Here is a 12,438-nt window from a genome sequence, read left to right as displayed (position 1 = left end):
CACGGATGGAACAGCAACGCCCGTTCCCTATTCGATCTAGCCGCCCCCGGACCCATGACACCCACGACCGCACCGGCCGAAACCGGCACCGCCGTTCCGCCGACGCTCCCCCCCCCCGTCGCTCTCTCCGACCGCGCCGCGACCGAAGTCCGTCGCATCGTCGCCAACAAGCAGATCCCGACTCAGTACGGGTTGCGCGTCGGCGTCAAGGGCGGCGGCTGCTCCGGCATGAGCTATGTGCTCGGCTTCGACAAGCAGCGCGACCACGACCTGTCCTTCGAGATCGACGGCGCCAGCCCTGACGGCCCGATCACCGTGTACATGGACAAGCGACACGGCCTCTACCTCATGGGCACCACCGTCGATTACCACGACGGCCTCGACGCCCGGGGCTTCGTCTTCGACAACCCCCAGGCGACCCAGACCTGCGGCTGCGGCTCCTCGTTCGCAGCCTAGCCCTCACGGGCTCCCCCGCCCGCCTCGTCGCCGCTCCGGCTCATCCCGCCGCGACCTCGAGGCCGGCCCATCCCGGCCTCACACCATGGAAGGCAACTTTTCCAACCGCGTCCGCGACGTGATCTCGTACTCCCGCGAGGAGGCGATCCGGCTCGGACACGACTACATCGGCACCGAGCACCTGCTGCTCGGCATCATCCGCGAAGGCGAGGGGATCGCCGTCAAAATCCTCCGCAACCTCGGCTGCGACCTGTTCAAGCTCAAAAAGGCTGTCGAGGACACCGTCCGGTCGACCGGCGGCACCCTGACCGTCGGCAACATCCCGTTGACGAAGCAGGCCGAGAAGGTGCTCAAGATCACCTACCTCGAGGCTAAGCTCTACAAGAGCGACGTCATCGGCACTGAGCACCTCCTGCTCTCGCTCCTCCGCGACGACGAGAACGTGGCCGCCCAGATCCTGCAGCAGGCGTTTTCCGTCAGCTACGACGCCGTCCGCGCCGAGCTCGACTCCATCCTAAGCGGGAAGGCCTCCCCCCGCGCGTCGGCCGACACGCCGAGCAGCGGCGGACGCGGCCGGTCCCGCTCCAGCAGCAAAAAAGACGTGGCAGAGAAATCCAAGACCCCCGTCCTCGACAACTTTGGCCGCGACCTGACCTCGATGGCCGAGGAAGGAAAGCTCGACCCGATTGTCGGCCGCGAGGTCGAGATCGAACGCGTCGCGCAAGTCTTGTCGCGGCGCAAAAAGAACAACCCGGTCCTGATCGGCGAGCCCGGCGTCGGCAAGACGGCGATCGCCGAGGGCCTGGCCCTCCGCATCGTCCAGCGCAAGGTCTCGCGCATCTTGTACGACAAGCGGATCGTGACCCTCGACCTGGCCGCTCTCGTGGCCGGTACCAAGTACCGCGGCCAGTTCGAGGAGCGGATGAAGGCCGTCATGACGGAGCTCGAGAAGAACCAGGACATCATCCTGTTCATCGACGAGCTCCACACGCTCGTTGGTGCCGGCGGCGCGTCCGGTTCGCTCGACGCGAGCAACATGTTCAAACCGGCGCTCGCACGCGGCGAGATCCAGTGCGTTGGCGCGACGACGCTCGACGAGTACCGCCAGTACATCGAGAAAGACGGCGCGCTCGACCGGCGCTTCCAGAAGATCCTGGTCGACCCGGCGACACCTGAAGAGGCCGTCGAGATCCTGACCCAGATCCAGTCGAAGTACGAGGATCACCACAACGTCGAGTACGACGAGGGGACGATCGAGCAGATCGTCAAGCTCTCGGAGCGCTACATCTCCGACCGCCACCTCCCGGACAAGGCCATCGACGTCCTCGATGAGGCCGGCGCCCGTGTGCACCTGGCCAACATCAAGGTCCCGGCCGAGGTCGTCGACCTCGAGGAGAAGATCGAGGCCGTCAAAGATGAGAAGAACCGGGTCGTCAAGAGCCAGAACTTCGAGGAGGCCGCCCAACTCCGCGACCGCGAGAAAAAGCTCCAGGAGGAGCTCGAGAACGTCAAGCAGGAGTGGGAGCGCCAGGCCGAGGACGAGACGTACCCCGTCACAGAGTCCGACATCTCGGCCGTCGTCGCGATGATGACCGGCGTCCCGGTCGACCGCGTCCAGACGACCGAGGGCGCCAAGCTCTTGAACATGGAGGAGGAGCTCAAGGGCAAGGTCGTCGGCCAGGACGAGGCCCTCGTCAAGCTCTCGCGCTCGATCCGCCGCACGCGTGCCGGGCTCAAGGATCCCAAGCGGCCCATCGGCTCGTTCATCTTTTTGGGCCCGACCGGCGTCGGCAAGACGGAGCTGGCCAAGCAGCTTACCGAGTACCTGTTCGACAGCCAGGACGCGTTGATCCGGATCGACATGTCGGAGTACATGGAGAAGTTCTCCGTGTCTCGCCTGGTCGGGGCGCCTCCCGGATACGTCGGCTACGAGGAGGGCGGCCAGCTCACCGAGAAGGTCCGCCGCAAGCCGTACTCGGTGATCCTGCTCGACGAGATCGAGAAGGCGCACCCGGACGTGTTCAACATCCTGCTCCAGGTCTTGGACGACGGCATCTTGACCGATGGACTTGGTCGCCGGGTCGACTTCCGAAACACGATCATCATCATGACCTCGAACATCGGGGCCCGTGACATTAAGAACCTGGGCAAGGGGATCGGCTTCTCTCTCACCGAGGAGACGTTCGACTACTCGAAGATGAAGTCGACCGTCGAGGACGCGCTCAAGAAGGTGTTCAACCCCGAGTTCTTGAACCGGATCGACGACGTCATCGTGTTCCACTCGCTCGAGAAGTCTCACATCATGGAGATCATCGACGTGATGAAGCAGGACCTCTTCGCCCGTGTCGGCGAGCTCGGCATCAAGATCGACCTGACGCAAGCGGCCAAGGAGTTCCTGGTCGACAAGGGGTTCGACCCGCAGTTCGGCGCTCGTCCGCTGCGGCGCGCGATCCAGAAGTACGTCGAGGACCCGATGGCCGAGGCGATCCTGACCAACGACCTCGAGGAGGGCGCCAAGATCACCGTCGACTACAAGGGCGAGGGCGAGGAGCTCTCGTTCAAGACCCGGAAGGCGCGCAAGAAGAAGGCGCCGGCCGCGGAGTCGGAGTCCGAGGAGGAGCCCGAAGCCGAGGCGAGCGACGACTAGCCTCGTTCCCCGCCCTCGCGGGGACAGGCACTCGAGGACGTAGAGACGCGCCCGGTCCAACCTCGAGGTCGGGCCGGGCGCTTTCGCGCTCGTTCCCCGAGGTCGCCGACGTAGACGCACGGCCTCGAGGGCGGCTCAGACGGGCGCGTCGACGGTCCAGACCGTGACGAAGAACAGGACCGTGCGGTAGACCTCCAAGGCGACGAGCGTCCCCCCTGTCGCGACGGTCAAGCCCGAGGCGGCGGCTCCCCACCACGGAACGTCGTAGACCCGTCGGATACCGATGACGAGGTAGGCGGACCAGAGGATGAGGAAGATCGGAATCAAGATGTCGTCGTTCAGGTTGTACAGCACCTTCCCCGTTACAACCCGGACGGCGAAGATTGGGAGGGCGAGAACGAGGGACACTAGGATCGTGGTGGCCATCAGGACCGCGACGAAATGGGTCGCGAACACGGCGTGCCGCACGAACGAAGGACGGGCCGGTGCCAGGACGAGTGTGAGCGCGAGCATGAGTCCGGGAATGAACACGGCGATCAGGGTCGGCGCGAGCGAGCGGGCGCGAGCGCTAAACGCGGCGTCGAACGCGGCGTCCTCGAGGCCAGCCGTCGCAGCGGCCTCGACCATCCGGTCGGCGAACCGCCAATTGGACCGGTAGAGGCTCGCGTCTCCGACGAACCCTTGCCCTCCGAACACGCCGACCCACAAGAAGAACAGGATGTTGAGGATGAGAAAGATCCGAACCGGCCGGAGGTACAGCCTCCTGCGACCAGCGGAGAACTCTTCGGTCAGTTTGCCCGGCACGAACAAGGCCCCGGCTGTCCGCCACAGCCGCCCGTCAGCGCTGGTGACCTCGTGAAACTGCTCGCGCAGGAACGGCCACAGGGCTTCGTCCTCGAGGACGAGGCGTCGCTCGCCGCACGCGTGGCAGTACGGCCCGACGAGGTCGGTCCCGCAGGACACGCAGGGTCCGTCCTCGAGGACGAGAGCGTCGGGGTCGGTCATCAGCCCCAACCTACCGCTTCACGGACCGCCCTCGAGGGCGAACGAAAAACGCCGGCCTCGAGGTCGAGACCGGCGCTACGAACAGGAGGCGGGTTGGCTCTAGCGAACGAGCGAGACCGAGCGGGTCGCCGTCTGGCCGCGGCCGTTGGTCGCGCGGACGAGGTACAAGCCCGGGGGCAGGTTGTCGGCCTCGACGCGGAGCGAGTAGGTCCCGGCGCTCACGGTGCCGTCGTGCAAGAGCGCAACCCGGCGACCGAGGGCGTCATGAACCGCGACCGTCATCGTCGTGGCCTCGTCGACCGTCAGCGTCAGGCGCGTCTGGGACGAGAACGGGTTCGGGCTCGGAGCCGAGAGCCGGAAGGGGTTCGGCGTGTCGCTATCGAACTCGAGCGTGATCGTCGCACTCGGTGCGACGGCGGCCTGGGCCGGCATGACCGCTAGGCCCATCAGGAGCGTAGCGGCGAGAAGACGAATAGAGTAGCGAGGGGCCATCGGCGTGGGGGACCTGACCGAATGTCGGGATTAGGTGGCTGACATCCAAACGGGTGTCTGAGAAATCTGTTGCAAGTGTTATGCCCAAATCTCGTTCACCAGAGCTGTCGGTTCTGCGGATCGGACGATATCGCGCGGCTCAAGAGGTTCGGGCGCTCCTTAACCCCCGTCATCCTCGCCACTAATCCCATCGCCATCCCAGCAAGGAAGCCTCCGATGTGAGCACCATAGGCGACACCGCCGGTCTCTTCCGTAGCCGCCGTCGCTCCCCACTGATTGAAGAACTGGAGCCCGATCCACAATCCGAGCACCAAGATTGCCGGGACGGAGACGATGCGAAAGATGAACACGGCGTTCACCTTGTTGCGAGGAAACAAGACGAGGTAGGCCCCCAAAATGCCAGCGATCGCCCCACTCGCCCCCAGGTTCGGAATCAGCCCATCCGGGTTCATCGCGACTTGCACGAGCGTCGCGACGACGCCGCTCACCAGGTAGAACGCCACGAAGCGCGCCGTGCCGAACCGGTGTTCGATGTTGTCGCCGAAGATCCACAGGTAGAGCATGTTGCCGGCGATGTGGCCGAACCCACCGTGCATGAACATGGCCGAGAGCATCGTGAGGTAGATCAGCGGGGCAGGTCCCGGCCCCGGTCGCTGAGGAATCTGGCTGGCCGACGTAATCTGGACGTTCGGGTCCTCTTCCGGGATCGGCTCGGCGTTGACGAGGTCCTGGCCCGTCAGGATCTCCTGGGGCACCACGCTCCACCCGTAGGTAAATGCCGGGTCCGAGAGTTGGACGACGAACACCACGACGTTCGCGACCAAGATCAAGATCGTGGCCCAGGCGGGTCCGTCGAGGTGACGGTCGTCGTCGCTGAGGGGGAAGAGCACGTGGGTCGGTAGGTTGGGCCTTCCCAACGCTGCGATCGTGCGCCGTGCTCCGTCCACCGTCTCCATCCTCGGCACCGGCCTGATCGGGGCGTCGCTCGGCCTAGCCATCCGCCGGCGCTTTCCCGACCTCGAGGTCGTCGGGGCTGACCAGAACGAGGACCATGTGCTCGAGGCCGTGACGCGTGGGGCGATCACCGCGTCGGCATCCATCGAGGACGCCATCGAGGCCGGGGACCTGATCGTTGCGGCGACGCCGCTGGACGCGACACAGTCCGTCCTCGAGGACGTCGCTCGACACGCGAGGCCCGGGTCGCTCGTCACCGACGTCGGGTCGGTGAAAGGCAGCGTCCTCGAGGCCGCGACGGTTTTGCCCGACTCGGTTCGGTTCGTCGGGGGGCACCCGATGGCGGGGGCAGCGACCGGCGGGCCGGGCAGCGCCGACGCGCTCCTGTTCGAGAACGCCGTCTACGTGCTCACGCCCGACGGAATCGACCTCGAGGACGAGGCTCCAGAGGCGCTGTGGCTCGTCGAGACCGTCGGTGCGCGGCCGGTCGTGATGACGGCGGAGCGGCACGACCGAGCCGTCGCGGCGGTCAGCCACCTCCCCCAACTGCTGGCCGTCGCGCTCGTCGAGACCGCGGCCCGGTACGGCGACGACGCGCTCTCGCTCGCGGCCGGCGGATTCCGCGACATGACTCGGATCGCGGGGTCCCCGTTCTCGACGTGGGGACCGATCCTTCGCGACAACCGAGACGCCGTCTTGGATACACTCCGCACGATGGTCCGCGTCCTCGAGGACGTCCAGGCAGACGTCGGCAGAGACCTGTCCGGCCTCGAGGACGTGTTCGAGCGTGCGGGGAAGACACGCGCGGCCTTGCCCTCGTCCTCGAAGGGGTCGCTCGCGCCGCTCTCCGACGTCGTTGTCTGGGCCGACGACCGGCCCGGCTTTTTGCACGCGCTGACAGGCGTCGTCGCGGATGCGGGGCTCAACCTGCGCGACGCCGAGTTGCTCCGCGTTCGCACGGGCGAGGTCGGCACGTTCCGGTTCGGGTTCGAGACACCCGCCGATGCGAACGGCGCGGTCCGAGCCCTAGTGAAGGCTGGGTACCGCGCCGAACGTCGCTAGCGTCGGAGCTAGCTGGTTCGAGTCGTCCTGGCTGCCGACGGGCAAGGGCTAGTCTCCTTTCGGGAGTCCTTCGTCGAACGCGCCCGAGACCTGACCGACGTCTTTGAGATCGGCCGCGCCGCCGCGATCGGCGTCCACGATCACGTTGTCGTCGTCGATCTCGCGCTCGACGGTGACCTGGTAGCGCATGAAGTCCTCACCGGCCCCGCCCGGTCCCGCATCGCCGCCGGAGAGCGGGATGGCCTGGATCACCTTCCACCCCTGCCCGACGTTCTTCCCGATCTCCGTCATGTGAGCCTCCTCTCCGTCGTGCTCTTCGAGGTTGACGCTGACGAGGATGGTCTTTAGTTCTTTCTGCATGGGTGGTCGTAGAGTGGCCCTCCTAAACGCTCCCGCCCGAACCGGGTTCGTCGAGCCACCCTCGGGACTGCGCCCAGAACACGGCCGCGGCGTGAACCCCGTGTGCGATCTCGCCACGCTCCACGCGGCTGGCCAAGCTTTTTGCCTCGACGACGCGGACCTCGAGGTTTTCGGTCGCATCGAGGACGGGCTCGCCGACGCGGGTGCAGCCTCGGGCCACGTAGACGTGTCCGTAGTTGGTGTGCCGCCCCGGCTCGACGGCCAGCCGACCCAAGCGATCCCACTGCTCGCCCTCGAAGCCGGTCTCCTCACGCAGCTCGCGGCGCGCGGCCTCGAGGGGATCTTCTCCAGGATCGATCATCCCGGCCGGTAATTCGAGGATGACACGGTCGATGCCGTAGCGGTACTGCTCGACCAGCACGGCCTCTGCCCCGCTCGTCAGCGCGAGAACGCAGACCCAGTCCGGGTACTCGACGACGTGGTACTCATCGAGGACGTTGCCGTCAGGAAGCAGCACTCGGTCCTGCCGCAGCTTCATCCACCACCGGTCGACCAAGATCTCGGACCCGAGGGTGGTCCAGTGTAGAGGCGAGGCGGCGTGTGGGCTCATGAGCGCAAGCTACCCGACCGCGCCGGGCTGAGACGCGGTGAAGACCGCCCTCGAGGGCGGGCCGACGCGTTGACGCGCCGTGGCCCCGCCCGTACCTTGGGCATCCGCACCGGAAACGGTACGGGTTTGCGAGACTAGCTCAGTTGGTAGAGCGCCACCTTGCCAAGGTGGAGGTCGCGAGTTCGAGTCTCGTGTCTCGCTCCAATGAAGACGCCCTTGGATACATCTCCAGGGGCGTCTTCTTTTCTAGACCCTCGCCGGTCGGGTTAGTCCGTGGCCCCCGAAGTGAAGCTCTACGTGCTGGCGGAGCGGGTCGGAAACGACCGGCGGCTCTGACCGGTCCCGGAACGTCCAGACGCGTCAGAAGCTCTGTCGACGGAGCCCTCTAGCGCGAACAACTCCACCGGCTGATCTTTCCCGCGGAGCTCCTGGCGACCCACCGACCGGAACGCCCACCCCTCCCCGAGGCCGAGGCGCGACATCAGCTCGCTGCCAACCAAGATGTCGACCCCGAGCGGCTTGCAGAGGGCCTGAATCCGGGCCGTCTGGTTCAGCACGTCTCCGGTGAACACGATCTCTTTCTTGAGCGCGCCGATCTCGCCTGTCGTCACGGGTCCCACCTGCAGGCCCGCTCGGAAGTCCGGGGCCACTCCAAAATGGTCCTCGAACCAGTCTGCCCGTGCCCGCAGGTCCCGCTTCATCCGCCGCACGCACCGGACGCAGTCGTCGTCGCGGAGCCCGACCTCCTCGGTCCACGACACCACGATCTCGTCGCCGATGTACTGGTACACCTCCCCCCCGTGCTCTACGATCGCTTTGGCGAAAGCCGCGTAGTAGGCCCGGAGGAACTCGAAGTAGCGGGCGTGCCCAAGCCGCTCGGTGATGGCCGTCGACGACTTCATATCGGAGAACAGGAAGACGCGCCGCTCCTCCTTCGGCGTGTGGTAGCGTCCCACCAGGAAGTTGGTGAGCACGCGCGGCCCCATGTGCTCGCTGATCTCGGCGTAGAACAGTGAGGCGACGAGTGAGGTCGTCAACTGGACACCCGTGCTCAGGCTCTCCTTGCTGATGGCGAACGCCTGAAGCCGGTCCCAGACTCGAGGGTCGCTCAGCCCGGTGCCCATCTCCAGCGCCGCCGCGGTAGGGAACGTGACCACGACGACCCCAGTCAGGAAGACGACGTAGAACAGCGTCTTGGCGATGAGCTTCGTGCCCAGGCTCTGCGCCGCGAGCCGCCGGTTGAGGAACAGGACCTCGACGGCGCCGACCAGGCACCCCACGACGGCGACGGCCAGATTCGCGAACAGCCTCACCCCCGCGTCGACCTCGATGGCCGACCCGTCGGTGGTCGCGACCGCGCCGCCACCCGCGGCATAGTCCGAGATCGCAAAGACCTGCGCGAGCACGAACCAGATGACCCCGAAAGGGACGATCCTCCAGAGAGTCCGCCGGGCGTTGGGTGACAGGTGAAGCCGCATGGTCGGTCGCAGCGCTCGTAAGGGGCTGAAGTCCTGAAACAGCAAGTGGAGACGGAACACTATGATAGGATCTGCCGGTCAAGCGGACTGCGTCACGCGAGCCGCATAAATTTGCGGGCCCCACCCCGACGTCCTGTGCCCCGATGCTGAAACGCCTCTCCTTTCTCATCCTCATCCTGAGCGGCGGCGCCGCGGCGCAGGAGGCCGACGTGGACGCGCTTATGGCCGGGTTCGCGGAGGACGGCCCCGGGGGCGTCGTCGCTGTTTATCGGGGCGGCGACATCGAGTTCGCCAAGGGCTACGGCCTCGCCAACGTCGAGCACGGCGTGCCGAACTCGCCCTCGACGCCGTACCACGTGGCCTCGGTCTCGAAGCAGTTCACCGCCTTCGCCGTCGCGCTTCTCGCCGACCAGGGCCGCCTCTCGCTCGACGACGACGTTCGACGGTACATCCCGGAGTTGGCCGACTTCGGTCACCCGATCACGCTCCGCCACCTCGCCACCCACACGAGCGGACTCCGCGACCATTGGACGCTCTGGGCCATGGCCGGCGGCCGCATGGACGACGTGATCCGCCAGGGCGACCTCATGCGGCTTGTCCAGCGCCAGCGCGATCTGAACTTCGTCCCTGGGACGGAGCACCTCTACAGCAACACGGGGTATCTCCTCCTCGCCGAGGTCGTCGCCCGTGTCACGGGCGAGCCGTTCGGTGTGTGGATGGAGGCCCATGTGTTCGCCCCGCTCGGCATGGACGACACCCAGGTCGTCGACGACCACGAGCGGATCGTGCCTGGCCGGGCGGCCTCGTACTACTCGGCTGACGGCGAGCTAAAGCGGGCTGTCCTGAGCTATGCGAACGCGGGCGCGACGGGCCTCGTCATGACGGCCGAGGACCTCGCGCACTGGCTCCGCAACCTCGCGACGCACGAGGTGGGCGGCCCCGCCGTCGCCGAGGCGATGCTGGAACGCGGAGTCCTAGCGAGCGGCGACACGCTCGGCTACGCGCTCGGCGTCGTCGCGGACGAGCACCGCGGCCTCCGCCGGATCCGCCACGGCGGGAGCGACGCCGGGTTCAGGACGTCCCTCGTCTACTACCCGGAGATCGACGCGGGTATTGTCGCGATGGGCAATGTGGCCTCGTTCGACGCTGGACGAACCGCGACGGCCGTCGCGGAGGTGTTCTTCAGTGAGCACATGACGCCTGCCTCCGCGGCACAGGCGCCCCTGACCGACCGGGTCCGCGTCCCGCTGGCGCGCCTCGACGCCTACGCGGGAGCCTACCGGATCGAGGATGGGCCGGCCGTCACGATCACTCGGACCGGCGACGGCCTCGCGATGGAGGTCGAGGGGTGGCCTCCCGCCCCGCTCGCGGCACTCGCCGACACCCTGTTCCGCGTAGCTGTACCAGGCGTCGACGTGCGCGTGGGCCTGAGCGTCGCCCCTGACGGACGCGTCGAGCGGGGGACGTTCTATCAGGGCGAGCGTAGCACCCCGCTCCGGCGCCTCGGAGAGTCGGCCTGGGACCCGAGCCCCGAGGCGCTGGCGGCGCTCGCCGGCCGCTATGTCAGCCCCGAACTGGACGCGGCGTATGAGGCGCGTGTCGACGGCGACCGACTCGTGCTCGTCCACCGGCGGCACGGCGAGATCGCCCTCTCGCCCACTGCCGAAGACGCGTTCAGCAGCGGCGTGTGGTTCCTACGTACGGTCACGTTTGAACGAGACGTGGCAGGCCGTCCGACCGCGATGCTCGCGTCCAGCGACCGCGTCCGTGACCTCCGCTTCGAGCGACGGGAGTGAGTTCGCACACAACCACGCGGGCTCGCTTGGGGCCATCGGCGGTGCAGCACTGGTGTTGGCTGAATGGACTCGTCGAGAGCCACTGTCGCTCCTATTCGTTGCCACGCAATGGGATGACTGGCTACTCCTGATCCTGGTCGTCTGCCTTGCCGAGATCGAGATTGCGGGTTCGAGCCTCGTTTTTCGACCCTCGAGGACGGATGCTCTAGCAGATCCGAGGCAGCGGGTCGCCGATCAGCATATCGACGACGCGCGTGCCGCCGTACGACGCCCGCGTCAGAACCGTCCGCGCAGGCTTCTCCCGGACCTCGCCGATGAGCACCGCTTCCTCCCCACCCGGCACGGAGCGGACGGCCTCGAGGGCGGCCTGGGCGTGCTCCGCCGCGACGACGGCCAAGAACTGCCCTTCGTTCGCGATGTGGAGCGGGTCGAGGCCCAGGATCTCGCACGCGCCACGGACCGGACCCCGCACCGGGAGAGCCTCTTCCTCGAGGACGACGCCCAGCTTGGTCTCCCGCGCCAACTCGTTGAGCGCCGATGCGACACCGCCTCGTGTCGGGTCGCGCATCCAGCGGACGCCCTCCCCCACCGCTTGGGCCAGCGCATGGATGAATGGCCAGACGGCGCGCGTGTCGCTCTCCAGATCGGCCTCGAGGTCAAGTTCGCCGCGAGCGAGCAGGATCGTGATCCCGTGGTCGCCAATCGGGCCGGAGAGAAGGACGCGGTCGCCGGCCTGGACGCTCCCCGCCGAAAGAGACAACCGTCGGTCTGCAACGCCGATACCAGCCGTCGTGATGTAGACGCCGTCGGCTTTGCCGTGCTCGACGACCTTGGTATCTCCGCCGACGACCTCGACACCGGCGGCTCGAGCGGCGTCGGCCATCGCTTCCAGTTCGGCTCGCAAGACGCCGGCCTCGAGGCCGGCTTCGAGGACGAGCGTGCAGACGAGCGCGCGTGGTCGTGCGCCGCCAACCGCTAGGTCGTTGACCGTCCCGTTGACGGCCAACTCGCCGATCGAGCCGCCTGGAAAGCGCAGCGGGTTGACGACGAAGCTGTCGGCCGTCATCGCGAGGTGCACGCCCCCCAGATCGAGCCGTGCCGCGTCGCCCAGGGCAGCGAGCGTCGGGTTGTGGAGGATGGGGGCGATCAGGCCCTCGACCAGCCGGCGCGACGCCTTGCCGCCGGCGCCATGCGACATCTCGATCTGCTCGTCGCGGAAGCGGATCGGCGGCGCGTCTGTCGGCCTCGAGGGCGTCTGGCCGTTCTGGGGAGGCTCGCTCATGCGAGGACGTCGATGTCTTCGATCCGGTGCGCGTAGTGGTAGTGCGCGGCGCACGCGCCCTCGCTCGACACCATCAGCGCGCCGATCGGGCGCTCGGGCGTGCACTCGGTCCCGAAGAGCGGGCACTCGGGCGGCGAGACGGCTCCGATCAGGACCTCGCCGCACCGCGCCTCGTCCGGCTCGGCGACCTGGATCGCCGGGGCGTCGAACTTGACCTCGGCGTCCCACGCGGCGTAGGCCGGTGCCAGGCCGTGCGCTGACTTGGGAATCGAGCCCAGGCCGCGCCACTCGAAGTG

The 12,438-nt window shown here is 67.2% G+C and carries 11 protein-coding genes, 1 tRNA gene and 1 pseudogene; 5 read left to right on the top strand and 8 right to left on the bottom strand.

Features of this window, described 5'->3' with window-relative positions; all coding sequences use genetic code 11:
- Window positions 1–54: 54 nt before the first annotated feature.
- Both WBA11_RS05685 and WBA11_RS05680 read left to right on the top strand, forming a co-directional pair.
- Window positions 55–456, top strand: a complete 402-nt coding sequence (locus WBA11_RS05685) for a HesB/IscA family protein (protein ID WP_424519745.1) — start codon at window positions 55–57, stop codon at window positions 454–456.
- A gap of 85 nt (window positions 457–541) precedes the next feature.
- Window positions 542–3,103, top strand: coding sequence for an ATP-dependent Clp protease ATP-binding subunit (locus WBA11_RS05680; RefSeq protein WP_424519744.1), 2,562 nt, complete (start codon window positions 542–544; stop codon window positions 3,101–3,103).
- 135 nt (window positions 3,104–3,238) lie between these two features.
- Here the strand turns inward: WBA11_RS05680 and WBA11_RS05675 are convergent, their stop codons facing one another.
- From WBA11_RS05675 to WBA11_RS05665, 3 genes are all read right to left on the bottom strand, one after another.
- Complete coding sequence (locus tag WBA11_RS05675; protein WP_424519743.1) at window positions 3,239–4,108, bottom strand: DUF3667 domain-containing protein; 870 nt, start codon at window positions 4,106–4,108, stop codon at window positions 3,239–3,241.
- A gap of 99 nt (window positions 4,109–4,207) precedes the next feature.
- A complete protein-coding gene (locus tag WBA11_RS05670; RefSeq protein WP_424519742.1) occupies window positions 4,208–4,600 on the bottom strand; it encodes a T9SS type A sorting domain-containing protein in 393 nt (130 codons plus the stop codon).
- A 95-nt stretch (window positions 4,601–4,695) separates the two neighbouring features.
- Window positions 4,696–5,490 carry a rhomboid family intramembrane serine protease gene (locus WBA11_RS05665; protein ID WP_424519741.1) on the bottom strand — a complete coding sequence of 265 codons (795 nt, stop codon included), beginning with the start codon at window positions 5,488–5,490 and terminating at the stop codon, window positions 4,696–4,698.
- Between the two features lie 13 nt (window positions 5,491–5,503).
- On the opposite strand from WBA11_RS05665, the gene WBA11_RS05660 reads away from it, so the two are divergent.
- Window positions 5,504–6,616: a prephenate dehydrogenase/arogenate dehydrogenase family protein gene (locus WBA11_RS05660; protein WP_424519740.1), complete on the top strand. Its 1,113-nt coding sequence runs from the start codon at window positions 5,504–5,506 to the stop codon at window positions 6,614–6,616.
- Between the two features lie 48 nt (window positions 6,617–6,664).
- On the opposite strand, the gene WBA11_RS05655 is transcribed toward WBA11_RS05660, so the two are convergent.
- Entirely contained in the window at window positions 6,665–6,976 is a 312-nt protein-coding gene (locus WBA11_RS05655) for a hypothetical protein (RefSeq protein ID WP_424519739.1), read from the bottom strand.
- 22 nt (window positions 6,977–6,998) lie between these two features.
- The gene (locus WBA11_RS05650; protein WP_424519738.1) at window positions 6,999–7,586 is read right to left on the bottom strand and encodes an NUDIX hydrolase; all 588 of its coding nucleotides are present in this window, start codon (window positions 7,584–7,586) and stop codon (window positions 6,999–7,001) included.
- A gap of 128 nt (window positions 7,587–7,714) precedes the next feature.
- On the opposite strand from WBA11_RS05650, the gene WBA11_RS05645 reads away from it, so the two are divergent.
- A tRNA-Gly gene (locus WBA11_RS05645) sits at window positions 7,715–7,790 on the top strand.
- A gap of 89 nt (window positions 7,791–7,879) precedes the next feature.
- Here the strand turns inward: WBA11_RS05645 and WBA11_RS05640 are convergent.
- A complete protein-coding gene (locus tag WBA11_RS05640; RefSeq protein WP_424519737.1) occupies window positions 7,880–8,992 on the bottom strand; it encodes an adenylate/guanylate cyclase domain-containing protein in 1,113 nt (370 codons plus the stop codon).
- A gap of 215 nt (window positions 8,993–9,207) precedes the next feature.
- On the opposite strand from WBA11_RS05640, the gene WBA11_RS05635 reads away from it, so the two are divergent.
- Complete coding sequence (locus tag WBA11_RS05635; protein WP_424519736.1) at window positions 9,208–10,860, top strand: serine hydrolase; 1,653 nt, start codon at window positions 9,208–9,210, stop codon at window positions 10,858–10,860.
- A gap of 205 nt (window positions 10,861–11,065) precedes the next feature.
- On the opposite strand, the gene hypE is transcribed toward WBA11_RS05635, so the two are convergent.
- Both hypE and WBA11_RS05625 read right to left on the bottom strand, forming a co-directional pair.
- Window positions 11,066–12,142, bottom strand: a complete 1,077-nt coding sequence (gene hypE, locus WBA11_RS05630; RefSeq protein WP_424519735.1) for a hydrogenase expression/formation protein HypE — start codon at window positions 12,140–12,142, stop codon at window positions 11,066–11,068.
- Window positions 12,139–12,438, bottom strand: a pseudogene (locus tag WBA11_RS05625) (hydrogenase formation protein HypD); the annotation flags it as partial. The gene hypE and the pseudogene WBA11_RS05625, both read right to left, overlap by 4 nt.

The sequence above is a fragment of the Rubrivirga sp. genome (assembly GCF_049648075.1).
In the GTDB taxonomy this organism is placed as follows: Bacteria; Bacteroidota; Rhodothermia; order Rhodothermales; family Rubricoccaceae; genus Rubrivirga.
This window is presented reverse-complemented; position numbering and strand designations above follow the sequence as displayed.

Excerpts from the sequence above, each read along its gene's own strand:
- WBA11_RS05685 (WP_424519745.1), top strand. The coding sequence starts at position 55 with ATGACACCCACGACCGCACCGGCCGAAACCGGCACCGCCGTTCCGCCG.
- WBA11_RS05680 (WP_424519744.1), top strand. The coding sequence starts at position 542 with ATGGAAGGCAACTTTTCCAACCGCGTCCGCGACGTGATCTCGTACTCC.
- WBA11_RS05675 (WP_424519743.1), bottom strand. The coding sequence starts at position 4,108 with ATGACCGACCCCGACGCTCTCGTCCTCGAGGACGGACCCTGCGTGTCC.
- WBA11_RS05670 (WP_424519742.1), bottom strand. The coding sequence starts at position 4,600 with ATGGCCCCTCGCTACTCTATTCGTCTTCTCGCCGCTACGCTCCTGATG.
- WBA11_RS05655 (WP_424519739.1), bottom strand. The coding sequence starts at position 6,976 with ATGCAGAAAGAACTAAAGACCATCCTCGTCAGCGTCAACCTCGAAGAG.
- WBA11_RS05650 (WP_424519738.1), bottom strand. The coding sequence starts at position 7,586 with ATGAGCCCACACGCCGCCTCGCCTCTACACTGGACCACCCTCGGGTCC.
- WBA11_RS05635 (WP_424519736.1), top strand. The coding sequence starts at position 9,208 with ATGCTGAAACGCCTCTCCTTTCTCATCCTCATCCTGAGCGGCGGCGCC.
- hypE (WP_424519735.1), bottom strand. The coding sequence starts at position 12,142 with ATGAGCGAGCCTCCCCAGAACGGCCAGACGCCCTCGAGGCCGACAGAC.